This is a genomic window from Patulibacter sp., from assembly GCF_030655195.1.
Taxonomy (GTDB): Bacteria; Actinomycetota; Thermoleophilia; order Solirubrobacterales; family Solirubrobacteraceae; genus Patulibacter.
Genome location: NZ_JAURWA010000094.1, coordinates 1 through 24,286 on the forward strand (window position 1 = coordinate 1; position 24,286 = coordinate 24,286).

The 24,286-nt window shown below is 74.5% G+C and carries 19 protein-coding genes and 1 pseudogene; 4 read left to right on the forward strand and 16 right to left on the reverse strand.

Going from position 1 to position 24,286, the window contains the following annotated elements; translation table 11 throughout:
• From Q7T67_RS09815 to Q7T67_RS09825, 3 genes and pseudogenes are all read right to left on the reverse strand, one after another.
• Positions 1 to 1,078: pseudogene (locus Q7T67_RS09815) on the reverse strand (hypothetical protein); the annotation flags it as partial.
• 138 nt (positions 1,079 to 1,216) lie between these two features.
• A complete protein-coding gene (locus tag Q7T67_RS09820) occupies positions 1,217 to 1,549 on the reverse strand; it encodes a hypothetical protein (protein WP_304788546.1) in 333 nt (110 codons plus the stop codon).
• A 143-nt stretch (positions 1,550 to 1,692) separates the two neighbouring features.
• Entirely contained in the window at positions 1,693 to 2,928 is a 1,236-nt protein-coding gene (locus tag Q7T67_RS09825; protein WP_304788548.1) for a GNAT family N-acetyltransferase, read from the reverse strand.
• 181 nt (positions 2,929 to 3,109) lie between these two features.
• On the opposite strand from Q7T67_RS09825, the gene Q7T67_RS09830 reads away from it, so the two are divergent.
• Positions 3,110 to 4,411, forward strand: a complete 1,302-nt coding sequence (locus tag Q7T67_RS09830) for an aminotransferase class I/II-fold pyridoxal phosphate-dependent enzyme (protein WP_304788550.1) — start codon at positions 3,110 to 3,112, stop codon at positions 4,409 to 4,411.
• 13 nt (positions 4,412 to 4,424) lie between these two features.
• On the opposite strand, the gene Q7T67_RS09835 is transcribed toward Q7T67_RS09830, so the two are convergent.
• The 11 genes from Q7T67_RS09835 to Q7T67_RS09885 form a co-directional block, all read right to left on the reverse strand.
• Positions 4,425 to 4,997: a hypothetical protein gene (locus Q7T67_RS09835; RefSeq protein WP_304788552.1), complete on the reverse strand. Its 573-nt coding sequence runs from the start codon at positions 4,995 to 4,997 to the stop codon at positions 4,425 to 4,427.
• A 12-nt stretch (positions 4,998 to 5,009) separates the two neighbouring features.
• Positions 5,010 to 5,903, reverse strand: coding sequence for a hypothetical protein (locus Q7T67_RS09840; RefSeq protein WP_304788554.1), 894 nt, complete (start codon positions 5,901 to 5,903; stop codon positions 5,010 to 5,012).
• Between the two features lie 215 nt (positions 5,904 to 6,118).
• Complete coding sequence (locus Q7T67_RS09845) at positions 6,119 to 7,570, reverse strand: MlaD family protein (protein ID WP_304788556.1); 1,452 nt, start codon at positions 7,568 to 7,570, stop codon at positions 6,119 to 6,121.
• Positions 7,567 to 8,931: an MlaD family protein gene (locus Q7T67_RS09850; RefSeq protein WP_304788558.1), complete on the reverse strand. Its 1,365-nt coding sequence runs from the start codon at positions 8,929 to 8,931 to the stop codon at positions 7,567 to 7,569. Before Q7T67_RS09850 ends, Q7T67_RS09845 begins: the two co-directional genes overlap by 4 nt.
• Positions 8,931 to 10,487 (reverse strand): MlaD family protein, encoded by a 1,557-nt coding sequence (locus Q7T67_RS09855; RefSeq protein ID WP_304788560.1) that lies wholly within the window; start codon positions 10,485 to 10,487, stop codon positions 8,931 to 8,933. The genes Q7T67_RS09850 and Q7T67_RS09855 overlap by 1 nt, the downstream gene beginning before the upstream one ends.
• 2 nt (positions 10,488 to 10,489) lie before the next feature.
• On the reverse strand, positions 10,490 to 11,872 hold the full coding sequence (locus Q7T67_RS09860) for an MlaD family protein (RefSeq protein ID WP_304788562.1): 1,383 nt from the start codon (positions 11,870 to 11,872) through the stop codon (positions 10,490 to 10,492).
• Entirely contained in the window at positions 11,872 to 13,443 is a 1,572-nt protein-coding gene (locus Q7T67_RS09865; RefSeq protein ID WP_304788565.1) for an MlaD family protein, read from the reverse strand. Before Q7T67_RS09865 ends, Q7T67_RS09860 begins: the two co-directional genes overlap by 1 nt.
• Positions 13,440 to 14,849, reverse strand: coding sequence for an MlaD family protein (locus Q7T67_RS09870; protein ID WP_304788567.1), 1,410 nt, complete (start codon positions 14,847 to 14,849; stop codon positions 13,440 to 13,442). The genes Q7T67_RS09865 and Q7T67_RS09870 overlap by 4 nt, the downstream gene beginning before the upstream one ends.
• A 186-nt stretch (positions 14,850 to 15,035) precedes the next feature.
• Complete coding sequence (locus tag Q7T67_RS09875; RefSeq protein ID WP_304788569.1) at positions 15,036 to 16,262, reverse strand: ABC transporter ATP-binding protein; 1,227 nt, start codon at positions 16,260 to 16,262, stop codon at positions 15,036 to 15,038.
• Positions 16,263 to 16,269: 7 nt separating this feature from the next.
• A complete protein-coding gene (locus Q7T67_RS09880; RefSeq protein WP_304788571.1) occupies positions 16,270 to 17,067 on the reverse strand; it encodes an ABC transporter permease in 798 nt (265 codons plus the stop codon).
• 40 nt (positions 17,068 to 17,107) lie between these two features.
• On the reverse strand, positions 17,108 to 17,848 hold the full coding sequence (locus tag Q7T67_RS09885) for an ABC transporter permease (RefSeq protein WP_304788583.1): 741 nt from the start codon (positions 17,846 to 17,848) through the stop codon (positions 17,108 to 17,110).
• A gap of 307 nt (positions 17,849 to 18,155) precedes the next feature.
• Between Q7T67_RS09885 and Q7T67_RS09890 the strand changes: the two genes are divergently transcribed.
• Entirely contained in the window at positions 18,156 to 18,731 is a 576-nt protein-coding gene (locus Q7T67_RS09890; RefSeq protein WP_304788573.1) for a hypothetical protein, read from the forward strand.
• A 197-nt stretch (positions 18,732 to 18,928) separates the two neighbouring features.
• Here Q7T67_RS09890 and Q7T67_RS09895 read toward each other — a convergent pair whose 3' ends face one another.
• Positions 18,929 to 19,300, reverse strand: a complete 372-nt coding sequence (locus Q7T67_RS09895; protein ID WP_304788575.1) for a P-II family nitrogen regulator — start codon at positions 19,298 to 19,300, stop codon at positions 18,929 to 18,931.
• Positions 19,297 to 20,823 (reverse strand): ammonium transporter, encoded by a 1,527-nt coding sequence (locus tag Q7T67_RS09900; protein ID WP_304788577.1) that lies wholly within the window; start codon positions 20,821 to 20,823, stop codon positions 19,297 to 19,299. Before Q7T67_RS09900 ends, Q7T67_RS09895 begins: the two co-directional genes overlap by 4 nt.
• Before the next feature lie 361 nt (positions 20,824 to 21,184).
• Here Q7T67_RS09900 and Q7T67_RS09905 point away from each other — a divergent pair, with 361 nt between their 5' ends.
• The gene (locus Q7T67_RS09905; protein ID WP_304788579.1) at positions 21,185 to 23,332 is read left to right on the forward strand and encodes a glutamine synthetase III; all 2,148 of its coding nucleotides are present in this window, start codon (positions 21,185 to 21,187) and stop codon (positions 23,330 to 23,332) included.
• Between the two features lie 240 nt (positions 23,333 to 23,572).
• Positions 23,573 to 24,232 (forward strand): HNH endonuclease family protein, encoded by a 660-nt coding sequence (locus tag Q7T67_RS09910; RefSeq protein WP_304788581.1) that lies wholly within the window; start codon positions 23,573 to 23,575, stop codon positions 24,230 to 24,232.
• The last annotated feature ends 54 nt before the right edge of the window (positions 24,233 to 24,286 follow it).

Here is a 24,286-nt window from a genome sequence, read left to right on the forward strand (position 1 = left end):
CGACCACGGTCCGCGGGCGGGCGACCCCCACCCGCGAGGGATCGTCGACGGACCGGCGTCCGCCGATGGGCAGGCCCGCCTGCGTGGCGTGGCGACGGGGCACCGGGGCCGGCACGACGGGCACCGTCCCCGCGCCGCGTCCCGGCAGCGCCTCGCCGCGGGTGGCCATCACGTGCACCGCGGCCAGGGCACCCCACGGCGCGTAGCGCGACAGCCACGCGTCGACCTCGTGCTCGGGCACCCGGGCGCGCGGGTCGCCCGTGAGGATGCGGCCGAGCGCCTTGCGCAGGTTCAGGTCGCCCGACGGCGGGCGATCGTCCCGGCCGAGCGCCTGCGAGGCCACGAGCGCCAGCGTCCACGTCCCGATCTCGGGCAGGCGCCCCAGGCGCAGCAGCACCCGGTCGGGATCGCAGCCCGGCGCGGTGTCGATGCGGCCGCGGGCGATCTCGCGCGCCGCGCGGTGCAGCGCCGTCGCGCGCTTGGGCGACAGGCCGCACGCCTCGAGGTGGGCCGGCACGGTGGCGTCCGCGAGCTCCGCGGCGTCGGGGGCGTCGCGCAGCCGGGGGTGCGTCGCGACGTCCGGTGCGCGCACCGCGCCGTGGCGGGCGATCAGCCGCCGCTCGATGCGGACCGCGTCCTCGTAGGCGATCAGCTGCTCGCAGACGGCGCAGAGCAGCGCCTCGAAGACCGAGAGCCGGCGGGCGGGCCGCATCCACGGGCGGGAGCGGATCGACGGCCCGATGAGCGGGTCGTCCTTGTGCGCGGCGACGAACGGCGCCAGGTCGACGTCGACGCCCAGCGCGAAGCGCCAGCGCCCGAGCGCCTGGCGGGCGGCCGCGCGGGCCAGCTCGTCACCGGCCGCCGCCCCGCGGGCCGCGCCCCCGGTCGGTGCGCAGGCGCGGGCGCCGAGGACGACGCGCCCGTCGCGCAGCCGGGCGGCGCGGAGGAGCACGTCGTGCCCGTCCGAGCGGACGAAGCGGAAGAGGACGCCGTCGCGGGACCGCAGGAGGCCGTCCGCGGACGGTCGGGGCAGGCGGTACGGACCCGGCGGCCCGACCTCGGCACGGACCTCGATCACGCGAGGCAGGCTACGCCGCCGGGCGGACGGCCGCCGAGGTCCCGGGAGCCACGCGCCGACGGGCCCGACGACCGGGTCCGGGGCGGCTCCGCCCGGATCCGCCGATGGTCGGCGACCCGAGGCTCGACGGACCCGGGCTCAGCCCTTGCCGAGCAGGTGCACGTCGACGAGGAACCGCCGCGAGCCGACGACCGGGGGCAGCCGGCGCAGGTCGCGGCCCCGGCGGACCGACGCGACCTTCTGCGAGACGACCGCGGTGGCGATCGCCCCGGCGACGAAGCCGGTGCCGACGACGGCGACGGCCGTCGCGGCGACCACGGCCGGGTTGCGACGGGCGAGCTCGCGGACGTCCACCCGGGTCGCGTCGACCTCGTGGGCGTCGACCGGCTCGGTCGAGGAGACCAGCTCGGCGTCGACGAGCTCGACGACGTCCTCGTCCTGGCCGTTCAGCGCGGGCTCCGGGGGCAGCACGCGACCGAGGATAGCGGCGGGACCGGTCGACGCCCGGCCCTCAGGTCCCCGGTGCGCCCGCGGCCCCGTGGGGCAGCACGGAGTTCCCCGACTCCGCGCCCGCCCAGGGGTCGAGATCAGGGGACGGCGCCCCTGGGCGGCCCTCAGGTCCCCGGTGCGCCCGCGGCCCCGTGGGCCAGCACGGAGTCCTCGTCGATCCAGTCCCCCGTGAACTTCGTGTCCTTCGGGGCGGAGGAGACGGCGTCGTCCTCGAGCAGCCGCTCGTAGAAGCGGTAGCGGCGGGCCAGCGTGCCGCCCATCTTCTGCATCGCCTTGTTCATGGCGGTGTTGGACTCGAGGATCCAGCCGCACTCGCCGCCGCCCTGGGGCGTGCGCTGCGCGGACTGGTAGTGCATCTCGTAGAGCTTGGCCCCGACGCCGGTGTGCTGGTAGTTGGGCTTGACGCCCAGCGCGAAGACCCGCACGCGGTCGGGGTCCTTGCGGTGGCGCCACAGGCGCAGCAGGTTGCCGGGCGTCAGGCGGCCGTCGCGGGCGTGGATCAGGACCTGGTTGAAGTCCGGGATCGTCAGCGCCGCGCCGACGACCTCGCCGGTCTCGGGGATCTCGGCGACCATCGCCCAGTTCTCGTCCAGGAGCGGCGAGAGGTCCTTGGCGTAGTGCCGGACCTCCTTCTCGTTCAGCGGCACGAAGCCCCAGTTCTTCTCCCATGCCGCGTTGTAGACGTCGAGGAAGCGGCCGACCTCCTCCGCGATGTTCTTCTTGCTGAAGTAGCGGACCTTGATGCCGTGCTCGCTCTCCACCCGGTCGGCGATGCGCCAGATCATCGGGTGCACGTTCGCGCGGTCGCGGACGTGGAGGTCCCACATCAGCGTGTCCATCGCCCGCGCCATGCCGGCGTCCTCCATCAGGCGGCGGTAGTACGTGGGGTGCCAGCCGGTCAGGACGATCGGCGGCCGGTGCTGGCCGGCGAGCAGCATCCCGCACTCGTCGTTGGTGGTGAACGAGAACGGACCGACCAGACGGTCGCAGCCGCGCTCCTTCACCCAGGCGGCCGCGGCGTCCAGCAGCGCGTCGGTGGCCTCCTGGTCGTCCTCGCACTCGAACCACCCGAACTGGCCCCAGCGGACGTCCTGGAACTCCTGGAGCGCCCGGTCGACGTGCGCGGTGATCCGGCCGACCACGCGTCCGTCGCGCTCGGCCAGCAGGTACTCGGCCTCGGCGTGGTCGAACCACGGGTTGCGCTTGCGGTTGAGCTCCTGCTTGATCGCGAACCGCGGGAGGGTCACCCAGTTCGGATCGTCCTTCCGGAGGCGGAAGGGCAGGTCGACGAAGGCGTTCAGGTCCCCGCGCGTACGCACGGGGCGGATCAGCACGGGCACGCCGGGAACCCTAGCGAGCCGTCCCGGGGTGCCCGGTGCGGCCGACCCCCGGACCTCGAGGGGCCCACCCCCGCATCGTCCGTCGCCCGCGGGGCCGTGGCGCCGTGCCGCTCCCCGGGAGCGGCCGGGAGGCGGTGGTGCGTACCGCCGTCGGGCCGTCGGTGTACAACCAAGGAGCGCCATGACCGACTCCCCCACCACCGCAGCCCCCGTCGACGTCTTCGCGAAGGTCCGTGGGCACGAGCGCGCGGAGCAGCTCGCGGCGGCCCGTCAAGCCGACCTGCTGCCGTACTTCCACGTGCAGGAGAGCCCCGCGCTGCCCGTCGTCACGATGGAGGGGGCCGAGCGGATCCAGCTGGGGTCCAACAACTACCTCGGCCTGACGTCGGACCCGCGGGTGATCGCCGCCGCGCACGCCGCCATCGACGAGTACGGCACGGGTCTGACGGGCTCCCGCCTGCTGAACGGCACGATCCCGCTGCACCTGGAGCTCGAGCGCGAGATCGCCGAGTGGATGGGCACGGAGGAGGCGATCGTCTTCTCGACCGGCCACCAGGCCAACGTCGGCACCCTCGGCACGATCCTGGAGCCGGGCGACACCGTCGTGGCGGACTCGGGCGACCACGCGTCGATCCTCGACGGCTGCCTGCTGTCGAAGGCGAAGCTGCGGCCCTTCCGGCACAACAAGCTCGACAAGCTCGAGAAGCAGCTGCAGCGCGCCCAGGGCGACGGCGGCGGCGTCCTCGTGGTCGTCGACGGCGTGTTCTCGATGGAGGGCGACATCGCCCCGCTGCCCGAGATCGCGGCGCTCTGCGAGCACTACGGCGCCCGGCTGATGGTCGACGAGGCCCACGGTGCCGGCGTCCTGGGCGCCCGCGGCGCCGGGACGAGCGAGCTGCTCGGCGTGGAGTCCCGCGTCGACCTGCGGATGGGCACGTTCTCCAAGTCGCTCGCGTCCGCGGGCGGCTTCATCGCCGGATCCCACGAGGTCGTCGACTACCTGCGGATCAGCTCCCGCGCGTTCCTCTTCACCGCCTCGGCGGTCCCCGCCGCGGTCGGCTCGGCGCTCGCCGCGCTGCGGATCGTCCGCTCCGACGAGGGCCCCGTGCTCCTCGCCCGCGTGCTCGACAACGCGCGCTACCTGCGCCAGGGCCTCGAGGATCTCGGCTACGCCGTCCTGCAGCCCCAGCGCGTCAACCCCGAGGGCGCGGTCGAGACCGACGTCGTCACCCCGATCGTCACGGTGACGGTCGGCGACGACTGGAAGGCCGTCCTGCTGTGGCGCGCGCTCTTCGACGCGGGCGTCTTCGTCAACACGGCGCTGCACCCCGCCGTGCCGCCGGCCGGCGCGGCGCTGCGCACGTCGGTGATGGCGACGCACACGCGCGAGCACCTCGACCGTGCGCTGGCGATCTTCGCGGACGTCAAGACGGCGTTCGAGGCCGAGCACGGCGCGCTGCCGGGCCCGGGCCTCCACGGCTGAGCGGCGCCGCTGCTCAGACGCGGAAGGACAGCCCGCCGGAGCGCCGCTTGAACGTCTCGCGCATCAGGCGGAACATGCCGGCGAAGACGAGCGCCGCCACCAGCAGGAGCGGCCACTGCGGCAGGCCGACGTCGGCCGCGTTCAGGGCCACGCCGAGCCCGGCCGCCGACGCCATGGCGACGACGGCGGCGATCAGCGAGCTGTGGGAGCGGTAGCCCGCGAGGTGCTCACGCAGGGCGAGCTCCAGCGAGCTGGCCACGAGCAGGCCGAGGCCGCCGAGCAGCAGCCCGGTGCTCTGGGTCGCCAGGCCCGCGACGGCACCGATCAGGCCGACGAGGATGAGGCCCTCGGTGATCGGCAGCGGGGCCCAGATCGGCTGGGGCGCCTCGCCCCGGTCGGCCTTCAGGCTGGGCGGTCCGGGCGCCGCGCTCCGCGCGTCACGGGCCTTCCTGGACCGCTCGGCCTTGGTCGTCGTCGGCCGGTCGCCGGTCGCCGGTCCGGTGCTCCCCGACGGCGCGGGCGGGCCGCCGGGACCGCTGCGGGCGCGCTTGCGGGATCGACGCTTCTTGTTCTTCGGCTGGGCCACGGAAGGTCGAGGCTACCTGCCCGCCGGAGCGGCGTCGACCGTGGTCGCCGCGCCCGGGCGCGGGGCCAGCAGCGCACGGATGCCCCGATCGAGCTCCGCCCGGTCCAGGCTGCCGATGATCCGCTGCTGGACGGTCCCGTCGGGCCGGACGAAGAGCACGAGCGGGCAGGCGGGGGCGCCCAGGACGGACGCCAGCGCACCGTCGCGGTCGTAGACGACGGGCAGCGTCCAGCGCCGGTCGCGGGCCGTCTCCCCCGTCGAGTCGTGACGGCCGAGCAGCGACACCGCGAGGGCCCCGAGCCCCGGGTACCGCGTCCGGGCCGAGTCGAGCAGGTCGACCGCGCCGACGCAGGAGTCGATGCCGCGGCTGAACAGGACGACGACCAGGGGTCCGCGGGCCAGGAGCGAGCACGACGTGACGACGGAGCGGTCGCGGATGGAGCAGGCCGCGCGGTTGCCGGCCTCGCCCTGCCCGGAGCGCGTGGCGAGGTTGACGTCCTCGTTCTTCAGCCGCGGCTGGGAGACGAGCGGCGCGGCGAACGCCGGGAGCGTCTCGCCCGCCTGCACGTCGCCGCCCTGGGCGTCGCGGCCGCCGGTGATCGTGGTGATGCCGATGATCACGACGAAGACGATGAGGGCGACCGCCAGCCAGCGCACCCCGATGGACCGGGCCCGCTCGGACGCCTCCGCGGAGGTCTGCCGGATCCGGGCGCGCCGGGCGGCCTCGGCCTCCGCGGCGATCTCGGACGACGGGCGGCGGACCCGTCGTCCCCGGACGACGGACCCGTCGTCCCCGGACGTGGAGGCGTCGTCCCCGGGCGCCGGGGCGTCGTCCTCGCCGTCCGGACCGAACGCGAACGGGTCGTCCTCGCCGTCGCCCGGCGGGCGACCACCGTCGGTGCTCACGAGCGGAGCCCGGGTCCGGGACGCGGGCCGGCGTGCTCCGTCGGGGCGGTGGGCCGGGGCCGACCGTCGGACCACTCCATGGGACGCGTCATCCGGGGCGAGCCTAACGGCCGACGCGGGTCGACGGGCCCGCTGCCGCCCGCCGCCTCCGGTCGGCCGGGACCCGCTGCCGCACCGCCCGCCCCCCGCGGGCGGGAGCGGTGCCCGCGCGTACCCTACTCGTCGGCGGGCACGCGCGGGACGTCCTGCCGTCGGCCGTCGGCGTCGACGAACGGGGTCTGCTGCTCGCAGCTCGGGGTCGCGGAGGAGACCGACGTGCCCAGCAGCGAGAGGAGCGCCCGCACGGAGCCGACGTCCGTCGCCGGGCGCGCGCACTGCCGGCCCTCGAGCACCGGCAGGCCGGTCGCGAGCCCGGAGAAGATGCCGGGCCGGGCGTACGCGTTGGGCCGGTTGCTCGACGTGCGACGCGTCCGACCCGCGAGGTTCTCGAGGTTCAGCGGCGTGATCAGCCGCAGGTAGCGGTGGCGGCGGCCGTCGGCGCCGCGGCTCGAGGCCTGGAGCGCGGAGGCCGTGTTGGTGAAGAACGACCGCAGCTCGCCCGGGTGGCGGGCGACGAACGCGACGGCGGGGTTCGTCTCGCGCAGCGTCGGCTCGAGCTGCTGCAGCGTGGGACGCAGGGCGTCGGTGGTGCGCTCGAGCGCGGGGACGCCCGCGCGGGACGCGGCGACGAGCGGGTCGAGGTCCCGGAACAGCGACCGCAGGTCCGGGGACAGGCGCCCGAGGTCCGCCAGGGTCGGCGGGAGCTCCCGGGCCACCGGGGCCAGCCGCGCGACGAGCGGGTCCGCGCGGGTCTGGAAGCGGGAGACCCGCTCGATCGTGCTGCGCGCCCGGCGCTCGAACGGGGGGAGCGCGCGCACGGACGCCCGCAGGGCCGCGGAGCGGCGGTCGGCGATCGCGAGGAGCCGCTCGCCGTCGGTGACCAGCCCGGCGAGGGCACCGCGGCGCTCGGACAGCGCACCGACGGCCACGCCCGTGTCGCGCACGAGGCGCCGCACGGCCTGGTCGTGGTCGTCCAGGACGCGCAGCAGCGTGCCGCCGTCGCGGGCGAAGGGCGAGAGGGTGCCGATCGCGGCGGAGAGGTCCCGTCCCCGGCCGCGCAGCGCGCTCGCGGAGCTCTGGATGCCGTCCCGGAGCGCCTGACGGGTCGGCGCGTCGAGGGTGCGCAGGACCTGGTCGAGGTCGACGGACCCACTGACCCGACCGGCGGCGAGGGCCCCGCCGTCGGGGACCCGCGGGCCGCGGCCGTTCCCCGGCGAGAGCTCGACGTAGGTCTCGCCCAGCAGGGTCGTGCTGCGCAGGGTGGCGCGGGCGTCGCGCGGGACGGGGGCGAACCGCGGCCGGATCTCGAGCACCACGTCGGACCGGCCGGTGCGGCGGTCCGTCCCGATCGACGCGACCTCGCCGACCGGCACGCCGGAGATGCGGACGTCGGACTCCGGGACGAGCTGCGCGCCCTCGGGGAAGGTGACGTGCAGGCGGTAGGCCTGCGCCCCGGGCGGGACCGGACCGCCGAACGCGGCCCAGAGGAGCAGCAGCAGCCCGACGCACGAGCCGGCGAACGCGACCATCAGGAGGATCCGGGCGCGTCCCGGGGAGCGGGTGCTCATCGTCCGCCGCCGCGGGTCGTCGTCGGGTCGGCGGCGCCGCCGGGACCGACCGGGCAGGAGCCGGCCCGTGCCAGGCCGCCGAAGACGCCCTGCAGCAGGCCGGCCACCGGGCTCACCGCCCCGACGCCCGCGACGTCCTTCAGCGTGTCGCAGGTGACCAGGAGCCGGCCGCGGCGGATCGGGCCGTCGGCGTCCTGCGTGTTGAAGATCCACGGCGCCAGGTGCGAGAGCCACTGGGCCCAGAAGAGGTATCCCTGCTCGTCCCCGGGCGGGTCGTACGCGAGCAGGTTGCCGGCGACGTTCAGCTCGCGCAGCGTCGCGGTCGCGTCGGGGGCGACGTCGTTGACCGACGCGACGGCCGTGCGAAGGCGCCGGACGGTCGGCAGCGTGCGCCGGGTGAGCGGCAGCAGCCGGTCGTCGATCACCGGGGTCGTGTCGCGCAGGAACGGCCGGGTCGAGCGCAGCGCCGGGGCGAGGGACCGGGTGACGGGCCGGAGCGCCGTGGTCGCGGCGGGCAGCTCCGCCGCCAGCCCGGCGGTGTCGGCGAGCGCCGTCCGCGTGGTCCGGAGCGTGGCGGGCAGCTCGCGCAGGGCGGCGCGCAGCTCGGCGCTGCGGCCGGCGACCGTGCCGACGACGCCGTCGGTGGTCCGCACGGCGGCCACCACGTCGGAGCGCCCCCGCCCGAGCTCGTCGCTGATCAGGCGCAGGCTCCGTACGGCGCGCCTCGTGTCGGCGGCCCGGCCGTCGAGCGCCTCCCCGACGCGGCGCAGGTTGCGGGCGACGGGGCCGGTCCGGCGCAGGGCGGCGGCGAGGTCCGCCGCGCGGTCCTTCGAGCCCACGCCCGCCCGGGTGGTCTGCAGGAGCAGCTGCAGCGCCGACCGGGTGTCGACGTCGAGCGAGGCGAGGATCTCGTCGGGGTCGACGTCGGCGGTGGTCCGGGACTCCGCGATCGTGGAGCCCTCGCCCACCCGCGGCGACGCGGGCGTGCCGGGGTCGAGCTCGAGGACCACGTCGTCCTGGCCGGTCTTCGGCCGCAGCAGGGCGCTCGCGTCCCGGCGGACCATCGCGGCGTACTTCGGGCGCAGACGGAAGCCGACCTTCGCCTTCCCGTCCCGCACCGCGACGTCGGTGATGTCCCCGACGTCGATGCCCGCGATCGTCACGGTCTGGCCCTGACCCGGCGTCAGGGACGGGTCGGCGGAGAAGACGGCGGTGAAGCGCACGCGGTCCTCGCCGCCGGGCAGCCACGACGGGAAGGCGATGCGCTGCGGGCCGAGGACGACGACGGCGACGATCGCGACGAGTACCACGTCGAGGGCGACCACGGCCACCCAGCGGCGGTGCCGGCGCAGGGCGCGCATCATCGGTCGCCCCCGGTGGACCTGAGGGCGCCGAGGGCCTCGTCGAGCCCGCGCGTGAGCCGCTCGTCGTCTGCGGCGCTGGAGGCGCCGACCGCGGCGCGGCCGCGCGGGGCGGTGCCGTTGGCGCGGCCGACGACCGCGGCGGCGTCGCCCGGGGCGGAGCGCGCGGCGTTCGCGTCGGGCACGGGCTGCTCCTGGCAGGAGCGGTCGTCGCGGTAGGGCGGGCGGGCGGAGGGCCGGACGGGACGCACGCCGATCGGTGCGTCCGCGGCGGCGGACAGCAGGTTGCCCTGTTCGCCGACCGGCCCGAAGTCCAGGAGGTTCGGGCCCAGACCGGTCTGGACGCGGGCGTAGGGCCCGTTGCCGTCGCTGTTCTGGCCCTCGCCGGCCAGGCCGACCAGCCCGTGGAAGGCGCTCTTGTAGAGCTCGCGGTCGGTCGTGAACCGGCCGTCCTCGATCTTCTGGTTCCCCGCGGGGACGACGACGCGGTTGAGGCACTGGGCGGCGTCGTCGAGCCGGGGGGACAGCCGGCGGCCCTCCGTCGCCAGGCGGGCCAGGACCGGCACCGTGGGCTGCAGCTCGGCGACGAGGCGACGGAGCCCGTCCTCCGCGGTCAGGCGGCGGGCGGCCGCGACCCACGGGAGGGCGGCGTCGACGGCCGGGCCGGTGGCGGAGACGCCCGGGAGCAGCTCGCGCGAGAGGCGGCGGACGCCCGGCAGGGCCGCGTCGAGGCGCCCGGAGGCGGCGTCGGCGCGGTCGAGCGTCGGCGCGAGCTCGCGGAGCGTGCCGCGCAGCGCGTCCCGGTCGGCGGTCAGCGCACCGGTGGTCGCGTCGAGGGCGCGGACGGCGCCGCGCAGCTCCGCGGCCCGGGGCGCGAGCGACGTGGCGAGCGCACCGGTCGACCGGACCAGGGCGGAGAGGTCGTCGGGCCGGACCCCGCGCAGCCCGTCGAGCGTCGTCCGCGTGGCGCGCAGCGCGCGGGGCGCGTCGACGAGGGTGAGGTCGAGGCGGTCGGCCGCCGACGGCGCGTCGGTCAGCGCGTCGCCGAAGCCGACGATCGTGCGCTGCAGGTCGCGGCGGACCGCGCCCGGCAGGGCGTCGAGCAGCCGGTCGTCCTGCACCGCGGAGCTCGTGCGCGTGATCGGCAGGGTGGCGTCCTCGCCGAGCGCCGGGCTGCTCGGCGTGCCGGGCTGGAGGTCGACGAAGAACGTGCCCTCGCGGACGGTCCGCGGCCGGATCCTCAGCGTCGCGTCGCGGCGGATCGTCGGCACGTCGTCGCGCAGCTCCATCCGGACGACCGAGGTCGTGCCGTCGCCGCGGGCGTCGACGGCGGTGACCGAGCCCACGGCGATGCCGGCGACCCGGACCGGCGAGCCCTTCGCGACGGCCCGGACGTCGGTCACGACGGCGTTCACGCGGGTGCCGTGGCCGCCCGGGACCTCGCCCCTCGTGACGCCGAGGACGACGACGAGCGCCAGGAGCGCGAGCGCGAGCACCCCGGCGAGGACGGGCGACGTGCCACGGGCGCTGCGACGACGGCGACGCGGGACCGGCACGGCTACCTGCGCTCCGGTCCGGGCGTGCGGTCGACGGTGGTGCCCTGGTCGCCGGGGACGTTCCCGATCCGGCCGGCGGGGGCGTAGGGCTCGTTGCCGCTCTCGCACTCGACGGGCACCCCGGCCTGCCCGGCGTTGGGGTACGGGTCGTAGTTGAGGTCGGCCGCGGGCGTCGCCGTCGGCGTCGTCTGCTGCGGCGCGAGCATGAGGAGGATCCGCTGCCAGGTGCCGTACCTGTTGCCCTCGGACAGGTGGCCGGCGACGTTGCGCGCGAACAGCGTGATGGCGTTGCAGGTCGCCTGCGCGGGTGCCAGCTGGTCGAGGACGGGTCGCAGGACGCTCGCCGCACGGGTCTGGGCGTCGAGGCTGCGGGCCACCGTCGGGTCCTTGGCGAGCGCGTCGAGCGACCCGAGCGACCCGTTCAGGCGGCCGTCGAGCTGCTCCAGCCGTGGGACGGCGGTCGTGCCGCGACGCAGCGCGGCGACCAGGCCGGGCGCGGCCACCCGCAGGGCACGGAGGCCGGAGCGCAGGTCGTCCGTCAGGCGGCGGGTGCGGCGGAGGAACGGCCGCTGCGTGGGCAGCCGCGTCCCGATCGACGTCTGCAGCGGGACGCCGGCGGTGATCGCGTCCCGCAGCTCCGGCGCCGGGACGGCGGCCGGCGCCGCGAGCGCCGCCCGCAGGTGGCGCAGCAGGCCCGCCTGGAGACCCGCGACCGGCGCCACCTCGCCGGCGGTGCGGCGCAGCCCGCCGACGGTCGTCGTGAGCCCGGTCCGCGGGTCGCCCAGGTTCGCCATGACGGGCGCGAGGCGCTCCAGCAGCGGCCCGAAGCGGTCGACGGCCTCGCCGAGATCCGTCCCGCGACCGGCCAGCCCGTCCCCGAGCTCGCGGTCGCTCTCCCGGGAGGCGCGTCGGGTGCGGTCGTCCGGCGTCGCCGGCCCCTGGGCGAGGTCGACGGGCTCGACCCTCGCCTGGCTCAGCGGCAACGTGCCGCCGGCGGCGAGGGTGCGCCGCGACCGACCGCGGGTCAGCTCGACGTCCTTGCGCCCGAGCGCCGAGCGGGAGCGGACGAGGACGGTCGAGTCGCGCGGCAGCGGTCCGGCCCCGGGGTCGAGCCGGAGCTCCAGCGTCGCGACGATCCGGCCGGTGCGCCGGTCGACGGTCGGGACGACGTCGGTGACCTTGCCGATGCGCGTGCCGCCGAGCCGGACGTCGTCACCGGGCCGCACGTCCTGGGCGGTCGGCAGCTGCGCCCGCACGTCGAAGGTCCGCACGGACGGCGGGCGGCGGTCCGCGGCGGAGACCAGGACGACGCCGACCAGCGCCAGCAGCACGACGGCTGCGCCGATCAGGACGGGACCCGCGCCCCTGGAGCTGCGCCGCCGCATCAGTCGCCCGTCCCCAGGAGGTAGCCGAACAGGCGCGAGGCCTGATCGGCCGGCTCGGCGACCGCGGCAACCGGGTCGCCCTCGATCGCGATCGGCGTGTCCGCACCGCGGGTCGGGGTGCGGCCCGACGTCGTGCTCGGAGCGGCCGCGCCGCGGCGCTGTGCGAGAGCGTCGAGCCGGCGCAGCAGACCGCGGTAGCGGACCTGCCCGCGGGCGTCGCCCAGCACGCTCGCGGGGGACTCCCCGGCCAGGACCCGGCGGCTGAGCGTCGCCTCGGGCTCCTCCCCGGTGCGCGGCGCCTTCCCGGCCGCGGGGCGCGCGGCCGCGCCGGACCCGTAGCGGGCCGAGCAGCCCGCCAGGGGCGTCCGTGCGTAGACGCTGCAGGGACCGACGGTCGCGTTGATCCGCAGGTAGTGGCCGACGTCGTCGTAGGCGTTGATCGCCAGGACCTGGAGGTAGACGTCGTCCAGGAGCCGCTCGAAGCCTCCGGTCTCCCGCAGCGACGTGGTCAGCGTGCGGGCGCTGCGAAGGCCCGGCGCGACCGTGGTGGCGACCCGGCCGAGCCGACGGATCGCGGGGTCGGCGTCCAGCAGCGTGGTGCGGGCGCGACCGGCGGTGTCGCCGAGGTCCTGCACCGGCCCGGTCGCCGCGGAGCCGAACGGCCGGAGCGCGTCGAGGACGCGCGCGCCGGCGGGGGCGGTCCGGCGCAGGTCCCGGACGACCGGCGCGCCCTGCCGGGCGACGCGCGAGAGCTCGCGGGCCGTGGGCCGGAACTGCGCCAGGGTCCCGGGCAGCCGGCGCAGGTCGCTGTCGAGATCGCCGCGTCGCTCCTCCACGGCGGTCCCCAGCTCCGCCCCACGGGCGATCAGGTCGCCGAGGGCGGCGCGCTCGCCCGCGACGGGGCGCAGGGCACGGTCGGCGTCGGTCGCCAGGGCACGCAGACCCGCGCGCTGGCCCGCGAGCAGCTCGAGGACCCGGTCGGTCTCGCGCAGGCCCGGGAGCGCCGCGCGGACGGCACGGCGCAGCCGGCCGCCGCGCGCGGCCAGGCCCACGCCGAGCTCGTTGACGAGGATCGCGGTGCGCCGGCCCTCCGGCAGGCGGCCCATCCCGACGACGAGGTCGAGGTCGACCGGTCTGCTGGTCCTCGAGACGGGCAGCAGCCGCTGCGTCTCGCCGTCGGCGCGGACGGTCCGCAGTGCGGCGGGCAGCGTGCCGCCCGTCCCGCGCGGCTGCGTCGGCAGGCACTCGACGTGCCGCTCGTCGATGATCGCCCGCGGCCGCACGGTGCACTCGGCGTCGGCCCGGAAGTCGTGGAACGCCGGGTCGTCGATCTTCAGCACGAGGACGGCCTCCCGGTCCGGGGTGACGTCGGTGTCCTCGACGCTGCCCACCCGGGCGCCGGCCACGCGGACCTCGTCGCCGGTGCGCACCCCGAAGGCGTTGTCGAAGATCGCCCGCACGCGGTACGCCCCGTCATCCCGCCCGCGGCCCGGACCGGCCGCGGTGAGGAGGACCACCAGGGCGACGACCGCGACGGCCGCCAGGAGCAGGGGGAGCGCGCGGCGGCTCACGGGCCGGGGAGCACCGCGTCGAAGTCGCAGTCGAGCCTCTCGGGGCTGCGGCGTGGATCGTTGGAGCCGTCGGGCCGCAGCTGCGTGGCCGTACCCGGGCAGCGCCGGGCGCCGACGTCCCCCGCCCCGCGCCCGCCGGCCGGCCCCCGCGCCCCGCCGAGCGAACGCACGAGCGGACCGAGCAGCGGGTCCCCGGCCACCGCGTCCTCGTCGATGAGCGGCTGGATCCGGGCGTAGTGCCCGTTCGCGTCGTATCCCGCGGACACCTGCGAGAAGTCCCGGAGCCAGCCGACCAGGTCCGGGGCGAACGGGCGGGCGAAGCGGGCGATCGGCCGGCCGGACGTGGCGGCCTGTGCGGTGTGCTGCAGCGCGGGCACGGTGGCATCGGCGAGCCCCGGGGTGCGCCGGAGCAGGTCGATCAGGTCGTTCGACGGGCCGGCCGATCGGACGAGCTCGCGGGCGTCGGCGACCGTGGGGACCGCCGCGGCCGCGAGCGGACGCAGGCGGCGCAGCAGCGGGGCCAGCCGAGCGGTCGCGGGGAGCGCCGCCTCGACGAGCGGGTCGGCGCCGTCCAGGGTCCGGTCCAGCCCTGCGAGGGTCGAGGACCCCCGGCGCAGCGTCGCGGGCAGGCGGTCCAGGGTCGCGTTCACCGCGGCCTCCTCGGCGACGACCGCCCGGGCCGTGCTGCGGGCGTCCGCCACGAGGCTCGGGAGGGTCGTGCGCTCCTGGGCGAGGGACCCGACGACCTGCGACCCGGCGTCCAGGAACGCCTCCAGTGCGGGGGCGTCGCGGGCGACCCGCGCGAACAGCGCCCTCCCGGACCCGAGCGCGGGGTTCAGCTGCTCCAGCGTGGCGTTGGCCAGGCGCTCCCGGTCGGCGGTGCTCCGCGAGGCACCGCGGAGCAGCTCGCGCAGTCCGACGCGCGTGGTCCCGTCGAGGGTCGAGAGGAGCTGGTCGACGTCGACGGTCCGGGGGACGCGGTCGGCGGCGATCCGGCCGCCGTCGTCGATCACGGGGGCGGTGTTCGGGCCGGGGCTCAGCGAGACGTGGCGGTCGGCGATCCCCGCCAGCGACGGCGCGCGGACGGTCGCGGTGGTGCCCTCGTGCAGGGGGGCGACGTCGTCGTCCACCTCGAGGTCGAGGAGCGCCGTGCGGTCCGGGGCCAGGCGCAGGTCGCCGATCGTGCCGACCCGTCGCCCGCCGACGCGCACCTCGTCGCCGTCCACGAGCTGCCCGGCGTCCTGCAGCGCGAGCACGTAGCGATGGGTCCCGGCCTCCCGGGTGGCCAGGAGCGCGACGATCGCGATCGCCACGACGACCACGGTGAGCCCGACGGCGAGCCGTGGTCGCCACGACCCGTCGGGCACGGGGGCCGCCGGGCCGATCGGTGCGGAGGTCGAGGTCATCGGGCCGGGCGGTCACCGGCGGGGGCGCCGGACGACGGGACGATCTTACGCCGCCGTCGCCCGGCGTCCGGGCCGACGGGGCACGGACACCGCCTCCGCACCGTCAGCGCGGCCCGCCCCCGGAACGACGACGGGCGGCCGCGGCCGCCCGTCCCCCGGGATCCCTCGACGGACCCGCGCGGGGTCCTAGTTCATGCCGAGGGGGCCGCGGGAGGCGCCGGCGAGGAACTGGTTGACGAACGCGTTCTCGGAGTTGAACAGCTCGTCCGCCGGACCGGACTCCACGATCCGGCCGCGCCACACCACGTTGATGAACTGGGAGACGCGGCGCGCGGTCATGATGTCGTGGGTGATCAGCGTGAACGCGGGCTTGTGCTCCCAGTTCAGCCGGTCGGCGTCCTGCATCGTCTCGTCGTGGATCTCCTTGATCAGCTCGCCCAGCAGGGCGGTGCGGACCGGGTCCAGACCCGAGTCGGGCTCGTCGAAGAGGACGATCGACGGATCGAGCACCAGCGCGCGGGCGAACCCGGCGCGCTTGCGCATGCCGCCGGAGAGCTCGTTGGGGAACTTGTCCCACGCCTCACCGAGGCCGACCTCGTCCATCCGCCGGTCGACGATCTCGAGGATGTCCTTGTCCGGCTTGTCCGTGTGCTGGCGCAGCGGGAACGCGACGTTGTCGCGGATGTTCATCGACCCGAACAGCGCACCGTCCTGGAACAGCACCCCGAACTTCTGGCGCATCGCCAGCAGGTGATCGAGACCCATCGACGGGACCGACTCGCCGTGCACCAGCACGTCACCGTCGTCGGGGTAGAGCAGCCCGACCATGTGCTTGATGCAGACGCTCTTGCCGGTACCCGACGGCCCGAGGATCATCGAGATCATGCCCTCCGGCAGGCCCATGTTCAGGCCGCGGAGGATCTTGTTGCGACCGAACGCCTTGTGCGTCTCGACGAACTCCACCGCGTCCGGACGACCCGTCGGACGACGGATCCCCGTGTGCCACTGGTACTCGTCGTCGGAGTCGTTGGGCTGCGGCTCGCGGACGACGGCCACGCCGCCCTTCTCGCGGTCCCGGTCGGTCGACGAGTCGGCGGCCAGGTCCTCGATCCGGTCCTGCGAGTGGTCGGTCGGGCGCTCGTCGTCGCGCGGATCACCGGTCCGGCGCAGCGCGACGGGCTCGTTCTCGGGCAGGTCCAGCTCGGTCGTGTCGCCACGACCGGCCGGCTCCTCGTAGGGCAGACCCGACGGGCCTGAGCTCTGCGCGGAGCGGCGGGTGCCCTCGTCCGGGTCGTTGAAGAGCCCGGTGTGGTCGGCGACGGGCTCCGACGGGGAGCGGTCCGACGAGCCGGCCGAGGCCTGCTCGTCGGTTGCATCGTCGTCGCGCCCGCGACGCCTGGGGATGAACGGCATGGACTTCCTAGCCTCCGATGGGAGCACGTGGGTTGGCGCCCCAGAACAACTGCGTCCCGAGCATGCCGATGAGGTGGACCATGATCAAGTTGACGACCATCGACTTGGCGGTCGCCGTGCCGACCCCGACCGGTCCGCCGCTGGCGTTGTAGCCGTAGTAGCAGCCGACCAGCACGATGACGGTGGCCATCGACATGGCCTTGATCAGGCTGTAGAGCAGGTCCGGCGGGTTCTGGAACATCCAGAAGATCAGGAGGTAGCCGCCCGACGAGACGTCGCCCACCTGCTCGACGACCGTGAGGTAGCTGGCGAAGAACCCGGCCCCGATCGCGGCGACGTACATGAACGGCAGCACGAGCCAGGCGGCCAGCAGGCGGGTGGCGCAGAGGAACAGCACGGAGTCGAAGCCCATGACCTCGAGGGCGTCGATCTCCTCCGAGATCCGCATCGAGCCGAGCTCGGCGACGATGCCGGTGCCGACCTTCGCGGCCATCATGTAGCCGAAGGCGTACGGGACGAGCTCGCGCAGGTCGCACCACGCGGCGAACACGCCGGCGTACGCGGGCGAGCCGATGGAGCGCGTGAAGTACGCGCCCTCGAGGCCGCACTGCAGGCCGATGATGAAGACGAGGCCCCAGATGACGACCGTGGAGCTCGTGATGAGCACGCCGGACTGGCGCAGGCCCTCGCCCAGGAACCGGAGGACGCGGAGCGACCAGACCTGGCCGATGATCTTCGCGGAGAACTTGGCCCCCTCGCCGACGTTGGCGAGGATCTCCTTGGGCTGCTCGAGGAAGGTGCTCATCGCGGGGCCCCGGTCGTCGCGGACGTGATCGGGACGCGGATCACTTGATCACCAGCATCTCGGGATTGGTGGCCAGCAGCGTCTGCGTGAACACGTAGTTGAAGGCGAAGATGCCCAGGAAGGCGATCACCACCGCCTGGTTCACCGCTCTGCCGACGCCCTCTGCACCGCCCTTCGCGGTCATGCCCTTGTAGGAACAGACCACGGCGATGATGGCGCCGAACAGGGTGCACTTGACGAACGACCCCCAGAGGTCGGTCGTCGACGCGTTGCCGAAGAAGGTGGCCCAGAACGGTCCGAGCGGGGCGCCGTTGACCAGCGTCGCGACGACGCCGCCGAAGATGCCGAAGATCAGGGCGTAGACGTCGAACAGGCCCGTGACGATCATCAGCGCGAGGAAGCGGGGCACGACGAGGCTCTTGACCGGGTCGACGCCGAGGACCTGGAGGGCGTCGAGCTCCTCGCGGATCTTGCGGGCGCCGAGGTCGGCGGTGATCGCGGTGCCGGCCACGCCGGCGAGCACGACCGCCGTCACGAACGGCGCGAACTCGCGGATCGACGCGAGGACGAAGAACCCGCCCAGGCGGTCCAGCGCGCCGAAGAGCACGAGGAAGTTCGCGGCCTGCAGGCCGGGGGCCCCGAACCCGAAGGCGATCGTCGACACCAGCAGCGGGAACCAGCAGAGCCGGAGCGCGAAGAGGAACTGGTGGACGAACTCGTCGCCGTACGTGTAGGGCGGCCGGACGGCGGAGACGATCGTCTTGCCGGCGAGGATCATCATGTCGCCGACCTCTTCCAAAGCCCCCTTTGCTGGGTCGAAGAGGCGGTTGGAGACGGTGCGGACCATAGAGACGTTCCTGCTCTGCGCGCGGGGCACGAAGGGACGGCTGGAGCCTACGCCATGCTCCTGCTGTGTGCCACCGCCCACACGAATCCTCAATGCTGGAGCGGGTTTGCGGGTGACGCCTGCGGCAGGTTCGGTTCGTGTTTCGTTTGTGACCCCGGGTCACAACGTCCGTTCGGGGGCCCTCGTGGACCGTCCAGGACCCGCGTTCCGCCGTTCTGGGCTGTGTTAGCCTGCCCGCGCGATGACGGCCTCTCCACCACTCCTCCGCCGGAGGCCCTCCCGCCCCGCGCTCCGCACCCTCGCCGGTCTGGCGCTGATCGCGTCGACCACGGGCCTGACCGCCTGCGGCGGCGAGCGCGCCGAGGTGCGCGACGCCTCCGACGGCCGGCCGTTCGCCGTGAGCGCCCGCGCGAGCTTCGCCAAGGACCAGCGCCTGGCGAACGTGGAGGAGCTGCGGATCACCGTCAAGAACGACGACTCGCGCGCGCTCCCGGACGTCGGGATCGTCCTGCAGGGCCTGAACCGCTCGATCCCGGTGGCCGACAACGGCGCCGGGCGGGTCGCCGACCCCCGCCGCCCCGTCTGGGTGGTCGACTCGCCGCCCTCGGGCGGGACCACCGCGTACGTCGGCACCTGGGCGCTCGGTCGCCTGGCGCCGGGCGCCTCGAAGACCTTCCGGTGGCAGCTGACCCCGACCGTGGCCGGGAAGCACGCCATCCGCTGGCGCGCCGTCGCCGGGCTGGACGAGGACGGCCCGGTCAAGGCCGACGCCGGCAGCCGCACGAGCGGCCGCCTGGCCGTCGACGTCGCCGACTGACCCCGGCCCGGCCTGGAACACGGCCGGGACCGGCTCCCCGCGGGAGGACCGGGATCCCGCCGCACCCCGGCCTCGGCGGTCCGCCGTCCCCGGCGTGGGGACCGGCCCTCTCACGAACGACGGGCGCCGCCGGGATCCGGCGGCGCCCGTGGCGACCGAGGAGGCGGGAGGGCCGGGCCGTGGCCCGGCCCCCGCTGCTACTTCGGGGGGAGGTCGTCCGTCGAGTGGGCCTGCAGCGTCTCGCTGCCGGCCTCGCCCGTGCGGATCCGGTAGGACTCGTCGACCGGGATCAGGAAGACCTTGCCGTCGCCCACGGCACCCGTGCGGGCGTGCTTGAGGATCGAGTCGACGATGGTCTGCACGTCGGCGTCGTCGACGACGCACTCGATCTTGAGCTTCGGGCGCAGGTAGTTGGTCAGCTCGGCGCCGCGGTAGCGCTCCGTGATGCCCTTCTGGCGCCCGGACCCCTTGACCTCGCTCACCGAGAGGCTCGGGAAGCCGAGGTCCAGGAGCTCGCCACGGATGGGCTCGAAAGCCTCGTGGCGAACGTATGCGACGACCATCTTCATGCCTTGATCTCCTTGCTGGGAGTCGAGACGATGGACGGGGTCGCAGCGTACTGCGCGCCCACCAGCTCGGCCTCCGGGATGAACTGCTCAGGGTAGCCGTACATGCCGTGCTCCGAGATGTCCAGCCCGGCGACCTCCGCCTCCTCGCTGACGCGGATGCCGATCGTCTTCTTGATGATCCAGAAGGTCGCGAACGACAGGGTGAAGACGAAGACGAACGTGATCACGACCACGAGCGCCTGGACGAGCAGCTGGTCGATGCCGCCGCCGGTGAACAGGCCACCGTTCGGGTTGCCGCCCAGCGCGTTGTACTTGGCGAGGTCGGGCGAGAGGAACAGGCCCACCGCGAGCGTGCCCCAGATGCCGGCCAGGCCGTGCGCGGAGGTGGCGCCGACCGGGTCGTCGATGCCGATGCGGTCGATGAACAGGATGCCGAAGACCACGATGATGCCGGCGACGAAGCCGATGATCGGGGCGGCCCACATCTCGACGTAGCCGGCGGGCGCCGTGATGGCGACCAGACCGGCGATCGCGCCGTTGCCGACCATGCCGACGTCGAAGGACTTCGTCTTGAGCCAGACCGTGAGGCCGGCGCCGACGACGCCCGCACCGGCGGCGAGGTTCGTGACCGCGATGACGTGGGCGAAGAAGCCCGAGTCCGTGTTCAGCGAGGAGACGCCGTTGAAGCCGAACCAGCCGAGCCACAGGACGACGACGCCGATGCCGAAGATCGGCATGGAGTGACCGGGGATGGCGCGCGGCTTGCCGTCGGGGCCGTACTTGCCCTTGCGCGGCCCGAGGACGATCGCGGCGGCGAGCGCCGCGGTGGCGCCACAGAGGTGGACGACGCCGGAGCCGGCGTAGTCGAGGGCACCGGCGGCGTCGCCGATGGTCAGGCCGTTGTCGCCACCGAAGTAGCCGACGCCGGACCACGTCGCGTGGGCGACGACCGGGTAGATGATCGCGAGGAAGACGATCGCGAAGATCGGGTAGACGACGAACTTGATCCGCTCGAGGGTCGAGCCCCAGACGATCGCCAGCGCGACGGCGGCGAACGTGAACTGGAAGAAGAAGAACGCGAAGCCGTCCGCGCCGCCGGTGGCCGTGGGCACCCCGGGCTCGGCGTACGTCAGCGAGTAGAAGAAGTCGCCGCCGCCGATGAGCGGGTGCGCGCCGGAGCCGAAGGCGATGCTGTAGCCGACCGCCCACCAGACGATCGCCGCGACGGCGATGTTGACGACGATCTTGGCGATGCCGGAGCCGACGTTCTTGCCGCGCGAGAAGCCGACCTCGAGGCCGAGGAAGCCGACCTGCATGAAGAAGACCAGGCAGGCGCCCAGGATCAGCCAGACGGCGTTGAGCTCGTTGACGAGCGCCAGCAGGTCCGTCGGGATCTTCGCGGCGTCCGCGCCGGTGTACCCGTTGTCGGGGGCGTAGACGGCCGCCGACGTCGCCGGGATGGCGATCGCCGCGGCGAAGACCGAGGTCAGGGCGGCGAAGCCGAGCCGCTTGCGCGACGGCATCGTCCACTTCGTCGGTGTTCGCACGATGGGCGTGCGCTTCTGCTTGGGATCGCTCTGCGCGCCGGTTGCGCGTCGCGACCGTAGGGTCGATGACATCTGTGGTTCTCCTTGATCGGGCTCGTCACAGCGTCGCGGGCCCGGCCGGCGGCCCGGCTGTCCGGATGGCGAAAGCCGCGATGTACAGATGCTCCACATCGGCGGGGGTCATCCCGCGTGTCGATTGGACGAACCGCCCTCTTGGACATCGGGATAAGGTCCGGGTCGCCCAGTCGGACCTAGTGTCGCCTCTGGTCAGTACGCGCTCCGACCTCCGTGTCCCGCGCGTACGACGGTCACCGACCCCGAGGAGTACCCGCAGCCCATGACCCATCCCCGCCAGAGGAACGTCTCCGCCGCCAGGTGGAACGCCGACGACGTCGCGTTCGGTCTGGACGACCTCACCCGCCCGCAGAACCAGGTCTTCGGGATCGACTCGTTCTCGCCGGCCGTGCAGCGCCAGCGCCTGCCGAAGGACGTCTACAAGCGCCTTCAGCGGACCCTCGAGCGCGGCGAGGCGCTCGACGTCACCCTCGCCGACGCCGTCGCGTCGGCCATGCGCGACTGGGCGCTGGAGAAGGGCGCGAGCCACTACACCCACTGGTTCCAGCCGCTGACGGGCTCGACCGCCGAGAAGCACGACTCCTTCTTCAACCCGACCGGTGACGGCGGCGCGATCGCCGACTTCTCCGGCAAGGAGCTGATCCAGGCCGAGCCGGACGCCTCGTCGTTCCCCAACGGCGGCATCCGCTCGACGTTCGAGGCCCGCGGCTACACCGCCTGGGACCCGACCTCGCCGGCGTTCATCCTCGAGAACCCCAACGGCGCGCTGCTCTGCATCCCGACGGCGTTCACGTCCTGGACGGGCGAGGCGCTGGACACGAAGATCCCGCTGCTGCGCTCGATGGACGCGCTGTCGCGTGCCGCGATCCACGCCCTGCAGACGCTGGGCGACGAGGACCCGATCCGCGTCATGACGTCGATCGGCGCCGAGCAGGAGTACTTCCTGATCGACGAGCAGTACTACTACGAGCGCCCCGACCTGCAGATCACGGGCCGCACGCTGTTCGGCACCCAGCCCCCGAAGGGCCAGGGCCTGGACGACCACTACTTCGGCTCGATCCCCGAGCGCGTGCTCGCCTACATGATGGAGGCCGAGCGCACGCTCGCCAAGCTCGGCGTGCCGGTCAAGACCCGCCACAACGAGGTCGCGCCGGGCCAGTTCGAGTTCGCGCCGCTGTACGAGTCGTCCAACATCGCGGCCGACCACCAGCACCTCGTCATGCAGGTCCTCCAGTGGACCGCCCCCCACTACGGCCTGAAGTGCCTGCTGCACGAGAAGCCCTTCGCGGGCGTCAACGGCTCCGGCAAGCACAACAACTGGTCGATGGGCACCGACCTGGGCGGCAACCTGCTGGACCCGGGCGACACGCCGCACAGCAACCTGATCTTCCTGTTCTTCTGCTCGGCGGTCATCAAGGCCATCGACGAGCACGCGGGTCTCCTGCGCGCGACCGCCGCCAACGTCGGCCAGGACCACCGCCTGGGAGCCAACGAGGCGCCGCCGGCGATCATGTCGATCTTCCTGGGCGCCGAGCTCGAGGCCGTCTTCTCGGCGATCGAGCGCGGCGAGGGCGACCCGTCCGCCCCGGGCTCGTTCCTCGGCCTCGGCACCCCGGTGCTGCCCCCGCTGGCCCGCGACTCCGGCGACCGCAACCGCACGTCGCCGTTCGCGTTCACCGGCAACAAGTTCGAGTTCCGCGCCCTGGGCTCCTCCCAGTCGCTCGGCCTGACGAACACGGTCCTCAACACGATCACCGCCGAGTCCATCGCGGACCTCACGACGCAGCTGCAGACGAAGCTCGACGCGGGCGTGGAGCTCGCCGCCGCGGTCACCGAGATCGCGGGCGAGAACTTCACGAAGCACAAGCGCGTCGTGTTCTCCGGCGACGGCTACTCGGACGAGTGGGAGAAGGAGGCCGAGGGTCGTGGCCTGCAGAACCTGCGCACGACCGTCGACGCGCTCCCCGAGCTGATCACGCCGAAGACGCTGGCGCTGTTCGAGGCCCACGACGTGCTCTCCGAGCGCGAGATGGAGGCCCGCTACGAGGTCCAGGTCGAGCAGTACTCGGCCAAGCTGAACATCGAGGCCGAGACGGCCGCGACGATGGCGCGGACGCTGATCCTGCCCGCCGGCGTGGCGCAGCTCAACCGCCTGCTCAGCGCCGGCCTCGACGCCGCCGCGGCCGAGACCAAGGGGCTCGTCGAGGAGCTCTACGAGGCCATCCTGGCGCTCGAGAAGCTCAACGCGACGGAGGGCGAGCTGCACGAGATCACCTACGCCGCGTTCCTGCGCGACGAGGTCATCCCGGCGATGGGCGCCGTGCGCTCCGTCGCCGACCGCCTCGAGAAGATCGTCGCCGACGACCTGTGGCCCCTGCCGCACTACTCGGAGATGCTCTTCATCAAGTAGCGCTCCGGCGGCCCCGCGCCGCCGCCCCGCAGCACCCGGAACCCCCGTCGAGCACGGGGGTTCCGTCGTTCCGGGACGCCGCGGCGTCGCCCGGCCCCCGAAGCGGACCCCGCGCGGTCCGACACACGGCTCTCACGCGTCGGTCACCGCGCCGTCACACCCCGGCGCGAGACCGGCACGACGATCGGACGACCGTCCCCCACGCGCCGGCCTCGTCGGCCGGCCGAGAAAGCACCACCGATGCCCTCCCCCAGCATCCGCTCCGTCCTGGCCTGCGCCACGGTCGTCGGCGCCACCCTGCTCACCCCTGCGGCCTCCTCCGCCGCCACCGTCGACACGACCCTGAAGGCCGCCGTCTCCGAGCTGCCCGGCGCGACCGAGGTCCGCACGGGCTACGACCGCAGCCTCTTCCGCCACTGGGTCGACGCCGACGGCGACGGCTGCAACGCCCGGAACGAGGTCCTGATCGAGGAGGCGACGACCCGGCCGTCGGTCGGCTCCGGCTGCGCGCTCTCCGGCGGCCGCTGGACGTCGTACTACGACGGCGCGAGCTGGACGGACCCGCAGGACCTCGACATCGACCACATGGTCCCGCTGGCCGAGGCGTGGGACTCCGGGGCGCGCACCTGGAGCGCCGCCGAGCGGCAGTCCTACGCCAACGACCTGGGCGACCCGCGCAGCCTCCAGGCCGTCACCGACGACGTGAACCAGGCCAAGGGCGACCAGGACCCCGCGACGTGGGAGCCGTCGGTCGCGGGCGTCCGCTGCCGCTACGCCGCGGAGTGGGTCGCGGTGAAGCTGCGCTGGCGGCTGACGGTGGACGCCGCCGAGCGCTCGGCGCTCTCCTCGCGGGCCTCGGGCTGCGCGTCGACGCGGATCGTGGTGCAGACGGCGCGCTGAACGACGACGGCCCCGCGATGCGGGGCCGTCGGTGCTGCCGGCGGGCGGCCGTGC

Coding starts and splice junctions, on each gene's coding strand:
- Q7T67_RS09885 (WP_304788583.1), bottom strand. CDS start 17,848: ATGATGATCCTCGCCGGCAAGACGATCGTCTCCGCCGTCCGGCCGCCC.
- Q7T67_RS09875 (WP_304788569.1), bottom strand. CDS start 16,262: ATGCCGTTCATCCCCAGGCGTCGCGGGCGCGACGACGATGCAACCGAC.
- Q7T67_RS09910 (WP_304788581.1), top strand. CDS start 23,573: ATGCCCTCCCCCAGCATCCGCTCCGTCCTGGCCTGCGCCACGGTCGTC.
- Q7T67_RS09905 (WP_304788579.1), top strand. CDS start 21,185: ATGACCCATCCCCGCCAGAGGAACGTCTCCGCCGCCAGGTGGAACGCC.
- Q7T67_RS09900 (WP_304788577.1), bottom strand. CDS start 20,823: ATGCCGTCGCGCAAGCGGCTCGGCTTCGCCGCCCTGACCTCGGTCTTC.
- Q7T67_RS09860 (WP_304788562.1), bottom strand. CDS start 11,872: ATGCGGCGGCGCAGCTCCAGGGGCGCGGGTCCCGTCCTGATCGGCGCA.
- Q7T67_RS09870 (WP_304788567.1), bottom strand. CDS start 14,849: ATGACCTCGACCTCCGCACCGATCGGCCCGGCGGCCCCCGTGCCCGAC.
- Q7T67_RS09890 (WP_304788573.1), top strand. CDS start 18,156: ATGACGGCCTCTCCACCACTCCTCCGCCGGAGGCCCTCCCGCCCCGCG.
- Q7T67_RS09850 (WP_304788558.1), bottom strand. CDS start 8,931: ATGCGCGCCCTGCGCCGGCACCGCCGCTGGGTGGCCGTGGTCGCCCTC.
- Q7T67_RS09895 (WP_304788575.1), bottom strand. CDS start 19,300: ATGAAGATGGTCGTCGCATACGTTCGCCACGAGGCTTTCGAGCCCATC.
- Q7T67_RS09830 (WP_304788550.1), top strand. CDS start 3,110: ATGACCGACTCCCCCACCACCGCAGCCCCCGTCGACGTCTTCGCGAAG.
- Q7T67_RS09845 (WP_304788556.1), bottom strand. CDS start 7,570: ATGAGCACCCGCTCCCCGGGACGCGCCCGGATCCTCCTGATGGTCGCG.
- Q7T67_RS09880 (WP_304788571.1), bottom strand. CDS start 17,067: ATGAGCACCTTCCTCGAGCAGCCCAAGGAGATCCTCGCCAACGTCGGC.